The 18624-nt window shown below is 53.9% G+C and carries 14 protein-coding genes and 1 pseudogene; 4 read left to right on the forward strand and 11 right to left on the reverse strand.

Annotation, left to right across the window (positions count from 1 at the left end; all coding sequences use genetic code 11):
* Nucleotides 1-23: 23 nt before the first annotated feature.
* The 3 genes from ACXKZD_RS15865 to ACXKZD_RS15875 are packed head-to-tail and all read left to right on the forward strand — an operon-like array spanning nucleotide 24 to nucleotide 3317.
* Nucleotides 24-1439, forward strand: coding sequence for a sodium:solute symporter family protein (locus ACXKZD_RS15865; RefSeq protein ID WP_031292876.1), 1416 nt, complete (start codon nucleotides 24-26; stop codon nucleotides 1437-1439).
* Between the two features lies 1 nt (nucleotide 1440).
* A complete protein-coding gene (locus ACXKZD_RS15870; RefSeq protein WP_022625428.1) occupies nucleotides 1441-2637 on the forward strand; it encodes a sialidase family protein in 1197 nt (398 codons plus the stop codon).
* A gap of 8 nt (nucleotides 2638-2645) precedes the next feature.
* Entirely contained in the window at nucleotides 2646-3317 is a 672-nt protein-coding gene (locus ACXKZD_RS15875; RefSeq protein ID WP_154209932.1) for an SDR family NAD(P)-dependent oxidoreductase, read from the forward strand.
* A gap of 61 nt (nucleotides 3318-3378) precedes the next feature.
* Here the strand turns inward: ACXKZD_RS15875 and yacL are convergent, their stop codons facing one another.
* The 3 genes from yacL to ACXKZD_RS15890 all read right to left on the reverse strand — a co-directional run bounded on the left by yacL (nucleotide 3379) and on the right by ACXKZD_RS15890 (nucleotide 7653).
* Entirely contained in the window at nucleotides 3379-3756 is a 378-nt protein-coding gene (yacL, locus tag ACXKZD_RS15880; protein WP_010253973.1) for a protein YacL, read from the reverse strand.
* A 190-nt stretch (nucleotides 3757-3946) separates the two neighbouring features.
* Complete coding sequence (gene acnB / locus ACXKZD_RS15885; protein WP_115064838.1) at nucleotides 3947-6544, reverse strand: bifunctional aconitate hydratase 2/2-methylisocitrate dehydratase; 2598 nt, start codon at nucleotides 6542-6544, stop codon at nucleotides 3947-3949.
* 599 nt (nucleotides 6545-7143) lie between these two features.
* Nucleotides 7144-7653: a phenolic acid decarboxylase gene (locus ACXKZD_RS15890; RefSeq protein ID WP_010253965.1), complete on the reverse strand. Its 510-nt coding sequence runs from the start codon at nucleotides 7651-7653 to the stop codon at nucleotides 7144-7146.
* A 105-nt stretch (nucleotides 7654-7758) separates the two neighbouring features.
* Here ACXKZD_RS15890 and ACXKZD_RS15895 point away from each other — a divergent pair, with 105 nt between their 5' ends.
* Nucleotides 7759-8658, forward strand: a complete 900-nt coding sequence (locus ACXKZD_RS15895) for a LysR family transcriptional regulator (RefSeq protein ID WP_425034258.1) — start codon at nucleotides 7759-7761, stop codon at nucleotides 8656-8658.
* A 444-nt stretch (nucleotides 8659-9102) separates the two neighbouring features.
* On the opposite strand, the gene ACXKZD_RS15900 is transcribed toward ACXKZD_RS15895, so the two are convergent.
* From ACXKZD_RS15900 to pdhR, 8 genes and pseudogenes are all read right to left on the reverse strand, one after another.
* The gene (locus tag ACXKZD_RS15900; protein WP_033770970.1) at nucleotides 9103-10032 is read right to left on the reverse strand and encodes an Rpn family recombination-promoting nuclease/putative transposase; all 930 of its coding nucleotides are present in this window, start codon (nucleotides 10030-10032) and stop codon (nucleotides 9103-9105) included.
* Between the two features lie 236 nt (nucleotides 10033-10268).
* A pseudogene (locus ACXKZD_RS15905) lies at nucleotides 10269-10358 on the reverse strand (CRISPR-associated protein Cas1); the annotation flags it as partial.
* 81 nt (nucleotides 10359-10439) lie between these two features.
* The gene (locus ACXKZD_RS15910) at nucleotides 10440-10865 is read right to left on the reverse strand and encodes a type II toxin-antitoxin system HicB family antitoxin (protein ID WP_033756573.1); all 426 of its coding nucleotides are present in this window, start codon (nucleotides 10863-10865) and stop codon (nucleotides 10440-10442) included.
* 26 nt (nucleotides 10866-10891) lie between these two features.
* On the reverse strand, nucleotides 10892-11071 hold the full coding sequence (locus tag ACXKZD_RS15915) for a type II toxin-antitoxin system HicA family toxin (RefSeq protein WP_010253953.1): 180 nt from the start codon (nucleotides 11069-11071) through the stop codon (nucleotides 10892-10894).
* 182 nt (nucleotides 11072-11253) lie between these two features.
* Nucleotides 11254-12678, reverse strand: coding sequence for a dihydrolipoyl dehydrogenase (gene lpdA / locus ACXKZD_RS15920; RefSeq protein ID WP_010253950.1), 1425 nt, complete (start codon nucleotides 12676-12678; stop codon nucleotides 11254-11256).
* A 160-nt stretch (nucleotides 12679-12838) separates the two neighbouring features.
* Complete coding sequence (aceF, locus tag ACXKZD_RS15925; RefSeq protein WP_337037686.1) at nucleotides 12839-14740, reverse strand: pyruvate dehydrogenase complex dihydrolipoyllysine-residue acetyltransferase; 1902 nt, start codon at nucleotides 14738-14740, stop codon at nucleotides 12839-12841.
* A 14-nt stretch (nucleotides 14741-14754) separates the two neighbouring features.
* Nucleotides 14755-17421, reverse strand: a complete 2667-nt coding sequence (gene aceE / locus ACXKZD_RS15930) for a pyruvate dehydrogenase (acetyl-transferring), homodimeric type (protein WP_010253944.1) — start codon at nucleotides 17419-17421, stop codon at nucleotides 14755-14757.
* Between the two features lie 101 nt (nucleotides 17422-17522).
* A complete protein-coding gene (pdhR, locus tag ACXKZD_RS15935) occupies nucleotides 17523-18287 on the reverse strand; it encodes a pyruvate dehydrogenase complex transcriptional repressor PdhR (RefSeq protein ID WP_010253942.1) in 765 nt (254 codons plus the stop codon).
* Nucleotides 18288-18624 lie beyond the last annotated feature (337 nt).

The following is an 18624-nucleotide window of genomic DNA, read 5'->3' on the forward strand; positions in this document are numbered from 1 at the left end:
CTGCCAGAACAATCGAGGTCATGATGAAAGCATTTTCAACTGAGAGCACCTTACTGATCGTCGGCATGGTGGTCGCCTATATCCTGTTCACCACCTGGCTCACCTGGCGGCTGCGCAGTAAAACCAGCGGCGACTTTATGGAAGGCTCGCGCGCCATGCCTGCTTTTATCGTCGGCATTATGCTGATGTCTGAATATATCGGGGCAAAATCCACCATCGGCACCGCGCAGGCGGCCTTTGAAGATGGCTTCGCCGCCTCATGGTCGGTGATTGGCGCGGCAATTGGCTTCCCGCTGTTTGGCCTGATACTGGTCAAACGCATCTACAACACCGGAAAGATCACTATTTCCGGTGCTATCGCCGAGAAATATGGCAGTTCGACCAAAAATATTATTTCGCTGATCATGATCTATGCGCTGTTGCTGGTGAACGTCGGTAACTACATCAGCGGCGCGGCGGCGATCTCCACCGTACTCAAGATCGACCTGACCCAGGCGGCTTTTATCACTGCGGTGGTCAGCACCTTCTACTTTGCATTTGGCGGCATGAAAGGCGTGGCCTGGGTCACGCTGCTGCACAGCGCCATCAAGTATATGGGGATCCTGATTATCCTCTATGTGGCGCTGAAGATGACCGGCGGCGTCGCCCCGATGATGGAAAAAATGCCGGCGTTCTACTGGACATGGGATGGTCACGTCGGTGCCAGTACCATTGTGGCCTGGCTGATCGGGACCGTAGGTTCGATCTTCTGTACCCAGTTTGTGATTCAGGCGATCTCCTCCACCAAAGATGTGAAGTCAGCGAAGCGCGCCACCTGGGTCGCCTTCTTCTTCTGCCTGCCGATTGGTCTGGCGATGGCGCTGATTGGCGTGGCAGCGAAGTTTGCTCACCCGGATATCAAGAGCCTCTATGCGCTGCCGGTGTTTCTGCAGGATATGTCACCGTGGCTGGCGGGCATTGTCACCACCTCGCTGGTGGCCTCGATTTTCGTCAGCGTCGGTACCGTGGCGCTGGCCATCGCCTCGCTGGTGGTGAAAGACTTTTACGTGCCTTATCGTAATCCTACGCCAGAGCGCGAATTTAAAATGACACGCTGGATCTCGATTGGCATCGGCTTCTTCCCGCTGCTGTTTGTTCTGTTCTTCCCGGAAGTGCTGAAGCTCTCGTTCTTTACCCGTGCGATTCGTCTGTCGATTACCGTTGTGGCGATCATGGCGTTCTACCTGCCGTGGTTTAAGAGCACACGCGGCGCCAATGCCGGTCTGATTGGCGCCTGCGTTGTCACTTCCGTCTGGTTCCTGATGGGTAACCCGTTTGGTATCGACAATATGTACGTGGCGCTGATCACCCCGGCAATTATTATGGTGATTGACCGCTGTATCCCGTCACGCCAGTCTCAGCCTCAATCGCAACACAATGCACAAAACAGTGGAGCCTAAAATGACTCAGGAAACCGTCACCGCAGAACGCACCGGCCTGCTTGCGCCTCACCCGCAGGATAGCGCGCAGCAGGTTGCGATGCTGCCCTCCTCCTGCCCGCAAAACCACGCGGCTAACCTGCTGCCGCTGCCCGATGGCGATCTGCTTTGCGTCTGGTTTGGCGGCACGCAGGAAGGGATTGCCGATATCTCTGTCTGGTGTTCACGGCTGCGAAAAGGCAGCGATCGCTGGAGTGAAGCACAAAAACTCTCTGACGATCCGGGCCGTTCAGAACAGAATCCGGTGCTGTTTCTCGATCCCGACCAGGTACTGTGGCTGCTGTGGACGGCGCAGAAATCGGGCAATCAGGACACCGCGATTGTTCGCTATCGCCAGTCTCACGATTTGGGCCAGAGCTGGGGGGAGATCAAAACGCTGCTGGATAAGCCTGGCACCTTTATTCGCCAGCCGATTGTGGTGCTGCCCAACGGTAACTGGTTGCTGCCGGTGTTTTACTGCCTGACGCAGCCTGGCGAAAAGTGGGTCGGCAGCTATGACGTGAGCGCGGTAAAAATCTCAGAAGATAAAGGCCAGAGCTGGCGCGACGTCAGCGTGCCTGACAGCACCGGCTGCGTCCATATGAACGTAACCCTGCTGGATGATGGCTCGCTGCTGGCGCTCTACCGCAGCCGCTGGGCCGACCACATCTATCAGAGCCGCTCACTTGATCAGGGTGAAAGCTGGAGCGCGCCACAGCCGTTGTCGCTGCCCAACAATAACTCCTCAATTCAGGTCACGACGCTGCGCAATGGTCATCTGGCGCTGGTGTTCAATGCCATGAGCGCCGAAGGTGCCAGCGAACGCCGGTTGTCGCTGTATGACGAAATTGAAGATGATGAAGAGGAAAGTGATGTTGCCGTCGCCGCTGAGCCGGTGATGCACAGTGGTCGCACCGCTTTCTGGGGTGCGCCTCGTGCGCCGATGACGCTGGCTATCTCAACGGATGGCGGTAAAAGCTGGCCGCTGCAGCGCAATCTGGACGAGGGCGATGGCTACTGCATGACCAATAACTCCCAGCAGAAATTAAACCGTGAGTTCTCTTATCCCAGCATTAAACAAGGCCTGGATGGCGAACTGCATATCGCCTACACCTGGTATCGTCAGGCGATTAAGTATGTGCGGGTCGCGGAGTCATGGGTGAAGGGAGGTGATGCGTGATTGAACGGATGGCGCTGGTGACCGGGGCCAGCTCCGGCATCGGTCAGGCGATTGCTGACCGTTTACTCGATGAGGGCTGGCAGGTTATCGGCCTGAGCCGCTCGGCGATAAGCCGGGCAGAAGCGGGCTGGCAGAGTCATCAGATCGATATCAGCGACAGCGCGGCATTGCAGGCTTTACTGGACGCGCTACCGGTACCGCAGGCGGTGATCCATGCAGCCGGTATGATGCAGGCCGCGCCGCTTGGGGAGCTGGATCTGAACGCCAGCGCACGCTTATGGCAACTGCACGTTGCCGCTGCTGAGCAGCTGGCGAATCATTTTGCACCGCGGATGCGTGTGGGCGGCAGAATTGTGCTGCTGGGCAGCCGGACATCAGGCGGTGCGGCGGGCCGCAGTCAGTATGTCGCCACCAAATCGGCGATGATCGGTATGGTGCGCAGCTGGGCGGCGGAACTCGCTCCGCGCGGCATTACCGCCAATATTGTGGCGCCAGGCGCCACCGAAACGCCGATGCTGCAACAGCCGGGCCGTGCCAGTTCACCGCCCCGTCTGCCTCCCATTGGCCGCTATATTCAGCCGCAGGAAGTGGCCGGGCTGGTCGATTTCCTGCTCTCCCCTGCGGCGGCGGCGATCACCGGCCAGCAGCTGGTAATGTGTGGCGGTGCATCGCTGAGTTAGTTAACAGGCCGGGCTGCTGAGTTCGCCCGGCCTTATAACCGTAAAGGATTGCCTTACTGTCTTACCGTACGGGTTTGCCGTACTGGTTCATAAACTGGCGATAAGCAGCGATCACCAGCTGAAAATCTTCAATGCCGCAGAATGAGAGGCTCTCTTCGTCGTAGTAGTTCATCCCCTCTTCCATACCGTCATCTTCCAGAGCCAGCAGGTTGGCGCGGATCATCACCTCCTCTTCATCCAGCAGAATGGTGTACTCGCTGCCGATCCGCTGCCACTGACGTACGCTGCCTTTGACATCTTCAATGGCGGCTTCAACTTCATCCAGCAATCCCGGATCGTTTTTGACCTCTTCGTTGAACCAGTGGCCGACCGCTTCATGATCCATCGACATGCGAACCTTAATCTGTCCGGTCACATCGCGTAAAAATTCATATTCCATCGCCCGTTCCTCTCAACGTCGTCGTCTCACCTGGTAAGTGTCCGTGCTGCTCTCGCGGCAAAGTGTGACACGTCGCGCATTATTACAGGCTGTCTGCCGAAAGCCAGCTTTTGATTGTCTCTCTACCCCATGCTGAGACGAAAAAAAGGGGCGAATCATCGCCCCTTATTCATGCCTGCAAGGTGAAGAATCAGACCGCGGTCTGGAAAATCACACCATCAGCTTTGTCGGTGTACTGCGTCAGCTGGTCGAAGTTGAGATAGCGATACGTGTCGCTGGCCGTTTTATCGACCTGCGCCATGAATTGCTGATACTCATCCGGCGTTGGCAGTTTGCCAAGCAGAGACGCGACCGCAGCCAGCTCCGCTGACGCCAGGTAGACGTTAGCGCCGTTACCCAGACGGTTCGGGAAGTTACGGGTCGAGGTAGAGACCACCGTCGAACCATCTGCAACACGTGCCTGGTTACCCATGCAGAGTGAACAGCCCGGGATCTCGATACGCGCACCGCTTTTGCCGAATACGCTGTAGTAGCCCTCTTCGGTCAGCTGTGCCGCATCCATCTTGGTTGGCGGTGCCACCCACAGACGGGTTGGCAGCTGGCCTTTGTGGCTATCCAGCAGTTTACCCGCAGCACGGAAGTGACCAATGTTGGTCATGCATGAGCCGATAAACACTTCGTCGATCTTCTCACCCTGAACGTCAGAGAGCAGACGTGCATCGTCCGGATCGTTTGGCGCACAGAGGATTGGCTCTTTGATTTCAGCCAGATCGATTTCGATCACGGCGGCATATTCAGCATCGGCATCCGGCTCAAGCAACTGAGGATCGGCCAGCCATTTCTCCATACCTTCAATGCGACGCTCCAGCGTACGACGATCGCCGTAGCCTTCTGCGATCATCCACTTCAGCAGCACGATGTTAGAGCTGAGGTATTCGATAATCGGCGCTTTATCCAGCTTGATGGTACAGCCCGCAGCGGAACGTTCTGCTGACGCATCGGACAGCTCAAACGCCTGCTCGACTTTCAGATCCGGCAGACCTTCAATCTCCAGGATGCGACCAGAGAAGATGTTTTTCTTACCTTTCTTCTCAACGGTCAGCAGACCCTGTTTGATGGCATACAGCGGAATGGCGTGAACCAGATCGCGCAGGGTAATGCCTGGCTCCATCTTACCTTTGAAGCGCACCAGAACCGATTCCGGCATGTCGAGCGGCATTACGCCAGTCGCGGCGGCAAACGCCACCAGGCCTGAACCCGCCGGGAAAGAGATGCCGATAGGGAAACGGGTGTGCGAGTCACCACCGGTACCAACGGTATCCGGCAGTAGCATACGGTTCAGCCAGCTGTGGATAATGCCGTCACCCGGACGCAGTGACACACCACCGCGGTTCATGATGAAGTCTGGCAGCGTATGGTGCGTGCTCACATCCACCGGCTTAGGATACGCGGCGGTGTGACAGAACGACTGCATCACCAGATCGGTCGAGAAGCCCAGGCAAGCCAGATCTTTCAGCTCGTCACGGGTCATCGGGCCGGTGGTATCCTGCGAGCCAACCGAGGTCATCTTAGGTTCGCAATAGGCACCCGGACGAACACCGGTTACGCCACAGGCGCGGCCAACCATTTTCTGCGCCAGCGAGAAACCACGGGTGCTCTCCGCGACATCTTTCGCCTGACGGAATACGGTGCTGTGCGGCAGACCCAGCGACTCGCGCGCTTTGGTGGTCAGACCGCGACCGATGATCAGCGGAATACGGCCACCGGCGCGCACTTCGTCAATCACTACTTCGGTTTTGAGCTCGAAGCTGGCCAGCAGCTCATTGGTTTCGTGGTTGCGGACTTCGCCTTTGAATGGATAGATGTCGATCACATCGCCCATGTTCAGGTTGTTTACGTCCACTTCAATGGGCAGTGCGCCCGCATCTTCCATGGTGTTGAAGAAGATGGGTGCAATTTTGCTGCCCAGCACCACGCCGCCGCCTTTTTTATTTGGCACGTTCGGGATGTCGTCGCCCATAAACCACAGCACCGAGTTGGTGGCGGATTTACGTGAAGAACCGGTTCCGACAACATCACCGACATACGCCAGCGGGAAACCTTTGGTCTTCAGAGCTTCGATCTGTTTGATCGGGCCGATATTGCCCGCTTCATCAGGCTCAATGCCTTCACGGGCATTTTTCAGCATCGCCAGGGCGTGCAGAGGAATGTCTGGACGTGACCAGGCATCCTGGGCCGGAGAGAGATCGTCGGTGTTGGTTTCGCCAGTGACTTTAAACACTGTAACCGTGATCTTCTCTGCCAGTTCAGGCCGTGACAGATACCATTCCGCATCTGCCCAGGATTGCATCACCTGCTTCGCGTATTCATTACCCGCTTTCGCTTTCTCTTCGACATCATAGAAGTTGTCGAACATCAGCAGCGTGTGTGAAAGGGCTTTCGCGGCAATCGGAGCCAGTTTGCTATCGTCCAGCGCCTCAATCAGCGGATGAATATTGTAACCGCCCTGCATGGTGCCAAGCAGTTCAACCGCTTTTTCAGAAGATATCAGAGGAGAGGTTGCTTCGCCTTTGGCAACAGCCGCCAGGAAACCGGCTTTGACATACGCCGCTTCATCGACGCCAGGTGGGACGCGGTTGACCAATAAATCGATCAAAAATTCTTCTTCACCCGCAGGTGGATTTTTTAGCAGTTCAACCAGCGCGGCCATTTGGGAAGCCTCTAAAGGCTTAGGTACAATTCCCTGGGCAGCACGCTCGGCAACGTGCTTACGGTATTCTTCTAGCACGACGTTATCCTCGCTCTCATTATGTAGGGCTTTCCGACCACCTTGCTCACTTATGGAGAACAATCTTCCCTTTCTCGTCCAGGTTGAGGTGCCCGGTTTCGCGGAGGGCAGAATAGCAGTATTTCGTCTGTTTGTTAATCTGTTTACAAAAATACAACATAATCCACTACGGCCATTCTGCCCGCTCAACTCCCTGCATCAGCCAGCTGAGTCGGCTGAATGGGTCTCTCTGCAGCGTACCGCATTCCACACAAATGGCTGCAGGTTTATGTCAGTTTTGCCGTGGCTTTAGCGAAGTGATTCAGGGAAATAGATAACTGGCAGGAATAGAAGCCGGCGTGTTTATGGGGTACAGCGGAGGTGAACTCAGAAGGATAACAACACCAGGCCGAAAATCAGCCTGATGTATTTTGCGCTTAAGAGGATTACAGCGCCTCTCGCCCATGATGATGGAACTTACACCGAATACGGCCTGCTGATTACTACTGATAAAACCCTGGTCGGTAAATCTCTTTTTCATCCTCGCAAGTTACACGTCAGAAGCTACAAAACATAAGCTGTTATTCAGAAGAGGTCGTTATGACCTCTTCTGTGCATGCTTAATTTTTCAGATTTTCTGGAAAATTGGCGGGCAACTGGTCAGGCGGACAGTCGATCACGCTTTCGTTATTTTCGCCCACATCACGGATTACGGTCAGCGTCGCGAACTCATCAATCACTTCGGTTGGATAAGCCGGACCCGCTTCGCGGAATTTTGCCATCTCTTCCAGATGATCATTCTGGAAGCAGACGGTTTTCTCCGGATTATTCATTACCCAGCGCGGGAAGAAGATGGTGCCGTGGAAAATTTTATCAGCCAGATTAACGGCCAGGCTGACATCGGTACCGGTTGGTTCAGTCCAGGAAACTTTATAGACATCCTGCGCCAGACGGACGACATAGACATGCTGATTTTTAACCCAGCGATTACCGACCATACCGCTGTGAATGCGATAGTCGATGGTGCTGGCATTTTTAATGTAGAGCTCGTAATTCCAGCCGTTGTCATAGGTGTAAACCAGATGTTTGCCGACGATGCCAGACAGGTCATGTTTATCGAAAGTGCTCATGGTTAATTCCTCATTTGTTTTCCTTGAGGAGATTATTGCGCGTTACAAAACCGATGAATAACGCTATTTTTAGCACTAAATCATTTAATTTTTAGATGAGTTATCATGTACAAGACAACACTCGAACAGTGGTATCTGCTTGACGCAGTAGTGAATGAGGGGAGTTTTGCGCAGGCAGCGGAGAAGAACAATCGCAGCCAGTCCTCACTGAGTTATCAGCTGAGCCTGTTACAGCAGCGGCTGGGTTTGATCCTATTACAGCAGGAGGGCCGCCGCGCTGTCCTGAGTGCAGAGGGACATCAGTTGCTGGCACAGGTGCGTCCGCTGCTGGAGGGATTCGGCGCGCTTGAGGCGCAGGCCAGTGCACTGCAACGCGGCGAGCGTTCGCGCATCGATCTGATGGTCGATGCGACACTGCCCAAACCCTTGTTGTTCGATGTGCTCCAGACCTTTCAGCAACGCTATCCGCATGTCCGCATCTGGTTTAGCGAAATCGTCCGAAGCGAAACGCCTGACAGACTGGCGGAGCATCAGGCTGATCTCTGGCTGGTAGCGCAATATGGTGACACGCCGTTAGCAGGCGAAAGCCTGATGAGTGTCGATTTCGTCGCCGTCGCCCATCGCGACCACCCGCTGCACCGCGAATCCGCCCCGCTTAATGCTGCTACGCTGGCACGCTGGCCCTGCATTACCATTCTGGATCGTCAGCAACAGCAGCAGTCGGAGGTCAATGGCGATCAGGCGGAGAACTGGTCATTCACGACGCTGTCGGCAGCCATTGAAGCGGTCCAGCATCAGTTAGGTTATGGCTGGCTGCCGGAACAGAATATCGCAGCGCTGTTAGAGAGCGGTGAGCTCCGTCCCCTGCCGCTGTTACAGGGCCGCCGACGCAGTAGTTCGCTGGTGATGTATATCAATGAAGAAAGACTACCCGGCAACAGCGCCATTACTGCCCTGGCGCAGATGTTTATTGAACGAGTGGCTGCATGGGAGATGCGTGGTTAGATGAAGGTTAGCTTGCTGCCTAATCTTCTGAGAATTCGACTGCCCCTGTGCCACAGTGCCACAGTGCCACAGTCCAGCATCCCATATTCTGTTTGACCGGGTTTACTGGAAACAGTGAAAGGGATAAGCCAGACCTTAGCCGGCCCCTGAATTTTAGCATCCAGGAAGGTTATGCCCTGCTGATCTGCAGCCCTCTTCGCTTCCTCCCAGGAACGTCACCTATCCTGATGTTTAAGCCAGGAGCCCCGGTAATTTTGTCATAACAGTCGAATTGCTTTGTGATGAGTTTCGGGGATGGCAGAAAAGCACGCTCGTAATTATAGTCAGTTAACCCGGGAGACTGTGTCAGCGCACTGACTGATGAGCAGCGCCTGCGTTTCATTAAATTTGTTAAGCCCTGTAGTGCAGGGCTTTACGTTGCCGAGCCGTTTTCTGACATCAAAATCAGTGACGGATCTGTGAAAGTTCATCTTCTGAGAGTCCAGTCATTTTCATGACGGTGTTACGGTCAATGCCGTTCTGCAGCATGGTACGGGCAACTTCAAGTTTGCCTTCATTTCGGCCTTTCTCGATTCCACGCTGTTCACCAAGCTGAATTCCCTTCTCAATGCCCTTCTGCTCTAACTGCTGTGCGATTGTCATGAGTGCGTCTCCGTGTTGCGGCACTCGCTGTGCCAGTTCGCGCACGAAGGCTTCGGAGTCAGCCGACTCGCCTGCCTGCAGTAAATAGTGTATCAGCGCTGTTACCTGGGGTGAAGAAAGATAATCGGCCATCAGTAACGTGGCCAGCCGATCGGTGAGAGTCGCGATGTCACGCTGATGTATGTGCTTCTGTAACAGCGTCAGCGCCGCCATGCTGCGGTGCCCCATGATTTCCTCATCCGGGATCACCGTGACATCCACCAGTGGAAAGGCGCTGCCATAGAGGTTTTCCGCCAGCGAAGGGTCTTCAAATTCGTCGAGCCAGCGTGTTGAATACGGATAAGGGCTGCGTTTGCCGGTATAGAACAGTACCGGTATAACCAGCGGCAGCTGCTTATGGCCCGCTTCAAGGTGGCGGTGCATAGCCGCCACGGCGTATCGCATCAGCCTGAATGCCATATGCCTGTCCGGCGTAGACTGATGCTCAACCAGGACGTGTATGTACCCATCCCCGTTACTGGTCTTCAGGCTGTAGAGGATATCGCTGAAATACTGGCGAAGATCGTCTTCAACGAACGAACCGGATTCAAGTTTCAGGGTGCTGAGGTCGCATATAGCGCGCAGTTCGGCGGGCAGATGCAGTTCCATGAAGTCGCGGGCAATGTCCGGCTGTGAGAGAAACTGCCGGAAAGTGGCATCGTGAGGTGTGGGAGTGCTGTTCTTTTTTTTCATCGGGCCTGACTCTGATATTCACATTCGTAGGGGATTACAGGCCAGATGTCTGGCCACCTCCATCATCAATGCGGTTTATCCCCGCTAGCGCGGGGAACACTCTTAATGTATGTGGCTGTAAAATATGATGATTTTACCCTCATAAAAAAATCACCACTAAATTCACGTATTTAAAGATCAGTAACTCACTGATTTGTAAGAGTCAGGAAGAGAATCAGCTGCAGTCCATCCAGATTCACCGGAATATGCATTCTTACGCCGGTTTTATCAATCTGGATAAAAGCATCATCAAAGACATCAACCTGACCATACGTGAGAAAGATCATGGCAACGGCTTTAGGGGTAAAAACTCATAAACGGTGCCTTTTGATTCCTCTGCCACCAATAAATTTAGCTATCACGCGGACTTACTTTTGAGGCCTGTTAATCGGAGCAGTAATACGCTCAAGCGCTACCTGAGCCAGAAAGCCCGAGCGACTTTTGTATTCGGGGTGTGAAGCCACACAACGATCAATCCGATCAATTAACGACCTAGGTAAAGTGACATTGATTTTTTCAGAGCCGCCCAGCAAGCGAATGACATCTACATCAACCAATGCCCAGATATAACCCTGATATTCAGGATTCGTGGCCAGAGTCTCAATGGTGGACACGGCAGGGATCTCATGACCGAGTTCTACACATAATTCGATATGCCCTGTGATAGCCTCTTTGGCGTTTTTAATGGCTTCATCAAGAGTATCCCCGGCAGAGAAACACCCTGGTAAATCGGGAACGATTACGCCGTATGCGTGTTCGTGATCACCCGCTTCAATCGCGATTGGATAAAACATATTCATACCTCTACGGGCAAGCGGGATTAAATTCTCGCTTGTTTCCTGATGCTCTTTACCGTACCGATCGGTAAGTCTTTTTTAGGATGGGGTACTGTAACCAGCCCCGGTTTTGTCGGATGTGTGAAATGGTGATGGCTACCGTTTATCCCTGTCAGAACCCAGCCATCAGCCTTCATTTCGGAAATTAACGTGCTGCTATCCATCCCTGTGTTCTGTCGCGTCCCGATGAAAGCACGATAACTCTAATAACTCTCATAGGCAACGTTTTCAGGGTTATTGGGGTTACCTTTAGTCTTAACCCAAATCGATTCTTGCCATACAGCACCAGAATCCAGGCGAAAAAAAAGCCCCCATAACGGGAGCTTTCTTCTTTAGTAGCAGAAAGTTATTTCTTCTTCGCTTTCGCGTTAGGCAGATCGGTGATGCTGCCTTCGAAGATTTCTGCCGCCAGACCGACTGACTCATGCAGGGTCGGGTGAGCGTGGATGGTCAGCGCAATATCTTCAGCATCACAACCCATCTCAATCGCCAGACCGATTTCGCCTAACAGCTCGCCGCCGTTAGTACCGACAATCGCGCCACCAATAATCCGGTGCGTCTCTTTGTCGAAAATCAGTTTGGTCATACCGTCTGCACAATCAGAAGCGATAGCACGGCCTGAGGCTGCCCACGGGAAGGTGGAGGTCTCGTAGCTGATGCCCTTCTCTTTCGCTTCTTTCTCGGTCAGACCGACCCAGGCAACTTCTGGCTCAGTATAGGCAATTGAAGGGATCACTTTCGGATCGAAGTAGTGCTTCAGACCGGAGATCACTTCTGCCGCCACGTGGCCTTCGTGCACGCCTTTGTGCGCCAGCATTGGCTGACCGACAATGTCGCCGATAGCATAGATGTGTGGCACGTTGGTGCGCATCTGCTTGTCGACGCGAATGAAGCCGCGATCGTCCACTTCCACGCCCGCTTTACCGGCATCCAGACCTTTACCGTTCGGCACACGACCGATCGCCACCAGCACCGCGTCATAACGCTGCGCTTCGCCTGGTGCTTTTTTACCTTCCATTGAAACGTAAATGCCATCGTCTTTTGCTTCAACGGCGGTCACTTTGGTTTCCAGCATCAGGTTAAATTTCTTGCTGATTTTCTTGGTAAAGACTTTCACCACGTCTTTATCCGCAGCCGGGATAACCTGGTCGAACATCTCAACCACATCAATCTCTGAACCCAGCGCATGATAAACCGTCGCCATTTCCAGACCGATGATGCCGCCGCCCATGACCAGCAAGCGCTTCGGCACTTCTTTCAGTTCCAGCGCATCGGTAGAGTCCCAGACACGTGGATCTTCATGTGGAATGAATGGCAGTTCGATTGGACGTGAACCCGCAGCGATAATGGCATTATCGAAGTTGATGGTGGTCGCGCCGCCTTCTCCTTCAACCACCAGGGTGTTAGCACCGGTGAATTTGCCAAGGCCGTTAACCACGGTGACTTTACGACCTTTTGCCATTCCTGACAGGCCGCCAGTCAACTGGTTGATAACCTTCTCTTTCCAGCTGCGAATCTTGTTGATATCAGTAGATGGCTGACCAAACACAATGCCGTGCTCTTCAAGGGCTTTCGCCTCTTCAATCACTTTAGCAACGTGCAGCAGCGCTTTAGATGGGATACAACCGACGTTCAGACAAACACCACCCAGGGTGCTGTAACGCTCTACCAGTACGGTTTCCAGACCTAAATCCGCACAACGGAAGGCTGCAGAGTAACCTGCAGGACCTGCCCCAAGTACTACGACCTGGGTTTTAATCTCTGTACTCATCATGACCTCTTAATTGATATCCGGCGGGTCAGACTTTCTTATAATGCCCTTGTTCCACCGGGACTTTCACCGCAAGAGTTTACAGAATTGTTAACAAACTGCCAACCGCGGCGCGACGAATCGTTACAGGAAGGCCGGCTTCCGCCGGCCTTCTTTACATTTACATAACTAAACGACGAATGTCAGACAACATATTGCCGATGATGGTGATGAATCGTGCACCATCAGCACCGTCGATTACGCGGTGGTCGAAGGAGAGAGAAATCGGCATCATCAGACGCGGAGTAAACTCTTTACCGTTCCACACCGGCTCCATCGCCGATTTAGAGACACCCAGGATAGCCACTTCCGGCGCGTTCACGATCGGCGCGAAGTGCGTGGTGCCCAGGCCGCCCAGGCTGGAGATGGTGAAACATCCGCCCTGCATGTCGCCCGCTGTCAGCTTACCGTCACGCGCTTTCTTCGAAATCGCCATCAGTTCACGCGACAGCTCGGTGATGCCTTTCTTGTTCACGTCTTTGAAGACCGGAACCACCAGGCCATTTGGCGTATCAACCGCCACACCGATGTTGATATATTTTTTCAGCGTCAGTTTCTGCGCATCTTCAGACAGCGAGCTGTTGAAGCGTGGCATCTGCTCAAGCGCCGCCGCGACCGCTTTCATGATGAACACCACCGGGGTGTACTTCACATCCAGCTTACGCTTCTCTGCTTCAGTATTCTGCTGCTTACGGAAGGCTTCCAGATCGGTGATATCGGTTTTGTCGAAATGCGTAACGTGCGGGATCATTACCCAGTTACGGCTCAGGTTCGCGCCAGAAATTTTCTGGATACGACCCAGTTCGACTTCTTCGATTTCGCCAAATTTACTGAAATCAACTTTCGGCCATGGCAGCATGCCTGGCAGACCGCCGCCGCTGGCTGCAGCTGGTGCCGCTTCAGCGCGTTTCACGGCCTCTTTCACGTAAGTCTGCACGTCTTCTTTCAGAATGCGACCTTTACGGCCGGTGCCTTTGACTTTCGCCAGGTTAACACCGAACTCGCGCGCCAGGCGACGGATCACCGGGGTAGCGTGAACGTAAGCGTCGTTCTCTGCGAACTCACCTTTGCTTTCCGCTTTAGCTGGAGCGGGTGCCGCGGCTTTAGCTTCAGATTTGGCAGCAGGGGCCGGTGCGGCTTCCTGTTTCGCGGCCGCAGGGGCAGCCGGAGCAGCACCTTCGACTTCGAACACCATGATCAGTGAGCCGGTGCTGACTTTATCGCCGGTCGCCACTTTCAGCTCTTTGACGGTTCCTGCAAACGGCGCAGGCACTTCCATAGAGGCTTTGTCGCCTTCAACCACAATCAGTGACTGCTCAGCTTCAACTTTGTCGCCGACTTTGACCAGGATCTCGGTAACTTCAACTTCATCACCGCCGATATCCGGGACGTTAACGTCTTTTGCGCCTGCAGCCGCGGCAGGTGCCGATGCCGCTTCTTCTTTCACTTCTGGCTTCGCGTCAGAGGCCGGTGCTGCGCCTTCTGCTTCAAAGACCATGATGGCTGAACCGGTGCTGACCTTGTCGCCGGTGGAAATAGTGATCTCTTTGACCACACCCGCGAACGGAGCCGGGACTTCCATCGACGCTTTATCGCCTTCCACCACAATCAGTGACTGCTCGGCTTCGACTTTGTCGCCAACCTTAACCAGAATCTCAGTGACTTCAACTTCGTCACCGCCGATATCCGGCACAGCCACTTCTTTGCTGGCAGTGGCCGCAGCAGCGGCTGGCGCTGGCGCCGCGTCCGCTTTTTTCTCTTCGGCGGCGGCAGGTGCTGCTTCCGCAGCGCCTTCAGCATCAAACACCATGATCAGTGAGCCGGTCTCAACTTTGTCACCGGTAGAGATTTTGATCTCTTTCACTACGCCAGCCTGCGGCGACGGCACTTCCATTGAGGCTTTGTCGCCTTCCACGGTGATCAGCGACTGCTCGGCTTCCACCTTGTCGCCAACTTTCACCAGAATCTCGGTGACTTCAACTTCGTCAGACCCGATATCCGGTACCTTAATTTCGATAGCCATTACTCTATTACCTCTTAAGCCAGACGCGGGTTAACTTTATCGGCATCGATATTGAATCGGGTGATCGCATCGGCCACCACTTTCTTCTCGATCTCGCCGCGTTTAGCCAGCTCACCCAGCGCGGCAACCACCACATAAGATGCATCAACTTCAAAGTGATGACGCAGGTTCTCACGGCTGTCAGAGCGACCAAAGCCATCGGTACCCAGTACGCGATAATCGCTGGCCGGGACATAGCTACGAACCTGCTCAGCGAACAGTTTCATGTAGTCGGTTGAGGCGACAGCAGGTGCGTCGTTCATCACCTGAGCGATGTAAGGTACGCGCGCTTCTTCTGTCGGATGCAGCATGTTCCAGCGCTCACAATCCTGGCCATCACGTGCCAGTTCAGTGAACGAGGTGACGCTGTAGACATCAGAGCCGATACCGTAATCTTTCGCCAGGATCTGCGCAGCTTCACGCACATGACGCAGGATAGAACCTGAGCCCAGCAGCTGCACTTTGCCTTTGCTGCCGTCTACCGTTTCCAGTTTGTAGATACCCTTACGGATACCCTCTTCTGCACCAGCGGGCATTGCTGGCATATGGTAGTTTTCGTTCAGCGTGGTGATGTAGTAGTAAACGTTCTCCTGCGCTTCGCCATACATACGCACCAGACCGTCATGCATGATGACAGCCACTTCATAGGCGTAAGAAGGATCGTAGGAGATACAGTTCGGGATAGTCAGCGACTGAATGTGGCTGTGACCATCTTCATGCTGCAAACCTTCGCCGTTCAGGGTAGTACGACCTGAGGTGCCGCCGACCAGGAAGCCGCGCGCCTGTTGGTCGCCCGCCAGCCACATCAGATCGCCGATACGCTGGAAGCCGAACATCGAGTAATAGATGTAGAACGGGATCATCGGCAGGTTGTTGGTGCTGTAAGAGGTCGCCGCAGCCAGCCAGGATGAACCTGCGCCCAGCTCGTTGATCCCTTCCTGCAGAATCTGGCCTTTCTCATCTTCTTTGTAGTAAGCAACCTGCTCGCGGTCCTGCGGGGTGTACTGCTGACCGTTCGGGCTGTAGATACCAATCTGACGGAACAGACCTTCCATACCAAAGGTACGCGCTTCATCAGCGAGGATCGGAACCAGGCGATCTTTGATCGACTTGTTCTTCAGCATCACGTTCAGGGCACGCACAAAGGCGATGGTGGTTGAGATCTCTTTGTTCTGCTCATCCAGCAGCGCACTGAACTCTTCGAGTGCTGGCATTTCCAGCTTTTCAGTAAACTTCGGCTGACGCGTTGGCAGGTAGCCGCCTAACTTCTCACGCTGACCGTGCAGATACGTGTGCTCTTCAGAGCCCTTTTCAAAGGTCACGTACGGCAGGGATTCAATTTTGTCATCTGCAACTGGCACGTTGAAGCGATCGCGGATATAGCGCACGCCATCCATGTTCATCTTCTTCACCTGGTGGGCAATGTTTTTGCCTTCCGCGGTGTCGCCCATACCATAACCTTTGATGGTATGCGCCAGGATCAGTACTGGCTTGCCTTTGGTGTCCTGCGCTTTTTTCAGTGCCGCGTAGATTTTCTTCGGATCGTGGCCGCCACGGTTCAATGCCCAGATTTCATCATCGGACAGATCTTTAACCAGCGCGGCGGTTTCCGGATATTTACCAAAGAAGTGCTCACGCACATAGGCACCATCACGGGATTTGAAGGTCTGGTAATCGCCGTCGACGGTTTCGTTCATCAGCTGAATCAGCTTGCCGCTGGTATCTTTGCGCAGCAGCTCATCCCAGCGACCGCCCCAGATGACCTTGATCACTTCCCAGCCAGCGCCGGCAAAGATGCCTTCCAGCTCGTTGATGATCTTGCCATTACCGGTCACCGGGCCATCCAGACGCTGCAGGTTGCAGTTGATGATGAAGACCAGGTTATCCAGTTTTTCACGGGTCGCGATGGTGATCGCGCCTTTGGATTCTGGCTCATCCATCTCACCGTCACCCAGGAAGGCGTAAACGGTCTGAGCAGAAGTATCTTTCAGTCCACGGTGTTCCAGATACTTCAGGAACTTCGCCTGGTAGATAGCCGACAGCGGACCCAGACCCATTGATACGGTCGGGAACTGCCAGAATTCCGGCATTAATTTCGGGTGCGGATAAGAAGAGAGGCCTTTACCGTCAACTTCCTGACGGAAGTTATTCATCTGGTCTTCGGTCAGACGACCTTCAAGGAACGCACGGGCATAGATGCCGGGAGAGATGTGGCCCTGGAAATAGACCAGATCGCCGCCATCCTTCTCACTGCGCGCGCGGAAGAAGTGGTTGAAGCACACTTCATAAATCGTCGCAGAAGACTGGAAGGAGGACATGTGGCCGCCGAGTTCCAGATCTTTCTTCGATGCGCGCAGCACCGACATGATGGCGTTCCAGCGAATTGCGGAACGGATACGACGTTCAAGAGAGGTATTGCCCGGATAATCGGGTTCATCTTCAACGGCAATAGAGTTGATGTAGTTGCTGATTGCAGAAGATCCTGCAGCCACGTTTACGCCGCCTTTGCGGGCTGCACCCAGTACCTGATCAATCAGATACTGTGCACGTTCAACACCTTCTTCACGGATGACCGATTCGATCGCCTGTAGCCAGTCACGAGTTTCAATCGGATCCACGTCATTGTGTAAACGTTCTGACATGGGTGTGTTCCTTATCTGTGTCTAATACGTTGAATAATCGGGAGCCTGTTAAAGCAGATGCAGGCAGGCTCGTCTGATGTCAGTACGATCTTTGTCGCACGTTATTCCTTACGTTGCTGTAAACGACGCAGGGAGCGTTCTCGACGGCTCTGCTCCCGACTTCTGTCCAGCAAGATTTCCTCTATGAACGCCAGGTGACGGTGTGAAGCCTCGCGCGCTTTTTCTGGCTCACGAGCCACAATCGCCTCAAAGATTCTGGCGCGGTGACCGCTCACTTTTGCCAGCATTTCCCGGCGCGAGTAGAGCAATTCGAAATTCTGGCGAACGTTTTGTTCCAGCATAGGGCCCATTGAGCGTAGCAAATGTAAAAGCACAACATTATGGGCCGCTTCTGTGACAGCGATCTGATACTGCATCACTGCGTCCGCTTCGGCGTCTAAATCGCCGCTGTCCTGCGCCTGCTGGATATTCACATGGCAGTCGCGAATGCGCAGCAGGTCTTCCTCTGTGCCGCGCAGCGCCGCGTAATAGGCGGCGATGCCTTCTAAGGCATGGCGCGTTTCCAGCAGATCAAACTGTGATTCCGGATGGTCGGCGAGAAGCTCAACGAGTGGATCGCTTAAGCTTTGCCAGAGATTCTCCTGCACGAACGTTCCGCCACCCTGTCGGCGCAGCAATAATCCTTTGGCTTCTAAGCGCTGGATCGCTTCGCGGAGAGACGGACGTGAGACATCGAATTGTTTGGCGAGTTCGCGCTCAGGCAGCAGCTTCTCTCCCGGACGCAGGGTCCCTTCCATAATCAGCGATTCGAGCTGTTGCTCGATAGCGTCGGAGAGCTTAGGTTGGCGAATCTTACTGTAAGCCATCATCCCTTCTTATTAAGCCAATCGTCCGGAGTAAATTGGTAATACCAATTGAAAAGAGGTGCCGGTAAAGTAACAAAGTATTCACCTTGTGTCTATATGGTGTCTGCGACATTCACCTGCCCCCAAAGCCTGTGCTGGCGCTAACTTGCGGTTAAAAAAATGAAAAATTCGCGTTACCGCAAATGTTAAATAATTTCACTTTTACCAAACCTTACACCCGCTTAGCGCGTTAGCGCAGCGGCAGACATAAGTGAAAGCTATTCGTCATTAACGGAATTTCATGGCAGAAGTTGTTGTGGGCAGACGTGACCAGGACGGCGTTTTTTCAGTCAACTCT

It is taken from the genome of Pantoea sp. ABR1s, assembly GCF_057812235.1.

Excerpts from the sequence above, each read along its gene's own strand:
- ACXKZD_RS15865 (WP_031292876.1), top strand. The coding sequence starts at position 24 with ATGAAAGCATTTTCAACTGAGAGCACCTTACTGATCGTCGGCATGGTG.
- ACXKZD_RS15870 (WP_022625428.1), top strand. The coding sequence starts at position 1,441 with ATGACTCAGGAAACCGTCACCGCAGAACGCACCGGCCTGCTTGCGCCT.
- ACXKZD_RS15875 (WP_154209932.1), top strand. The coding sequence starts at position 2,646 with ATGGCGCTGGTGACCGGGGCCAGCTCCGGCATCGGTCAGGCGATTGCT.
- yacL (WP_010253973.1), bottom strand. The coding sequence starts at position 3,756 with ATGGAATATGAATTTTTACGCGATGTGACCGGACAGATTAAGGTTCGC.
- ACXKZD_RS15890 (WP_010253965.1), bottom strand. The coding sequence starts at position 7,653 with ATGAGCACTTTCGATAAACATGACCTGTCTGGCATCGTCGGCAAACAT.
- ACXKZD_RS15895 (WP_425034258.1), top strand. The coding sequence starts at position 7,759 with ATGTACAAGACAACACTCGAACAGTGGTATCTGCTTGACGCAGTAGTG.
- ACXKZD_RS15900 (WP_033770970.1), bottom strand. The coding sequence starts at position 10,032 with ATGAAAAAAAAGAACAGCACTCCCACACCTCACGATGCCACTTTCCGG.
- ACXKZD_RS15910 (WP_033756573.1), bottom strand. The coding sequence starts at position 10,865 with ATGTTTTATCCAATCGCGATTGAAGCGGGTGATCACGAACACGCATAC.
- ACXKZD_RS15915 (WP_010253953.1), bottom strand. The coding sequence starts at position 11,071 with ATGGATAGCAGCACGTTAATTTCCGAAATGAAGGCTGATGGCTGGGTT.
- lpdA (WP_010253950.1), bottom strand. The coding sequence starts at position 12,678 with ATGAGTACAGAGATTAAAACCCAGGTCGTAGTACTTGGGGCAGGTCCT.
- aceF (WP_337037686.1), bottom strand. The coding sequence starts at position 14,740 with ATGGCTATCGAAATTAAGGTACCGGATATCGGGTCTGACGAAGTTGAA.
- aceE (WP_010253944.1), bottom strand. The coding sequence starts at position 17,421 with ATGTCAGAACGTTTACACAATGACGTGGATCCGATTGAAACTCGTGAC.
- pdhR (WP_010253942.1), bottom strand. The coding sequence starts at position 18,287 with ATGGCTTACAGTAAGATTCGCCAACCTAAGCTCTCCGACGCTATCGAG.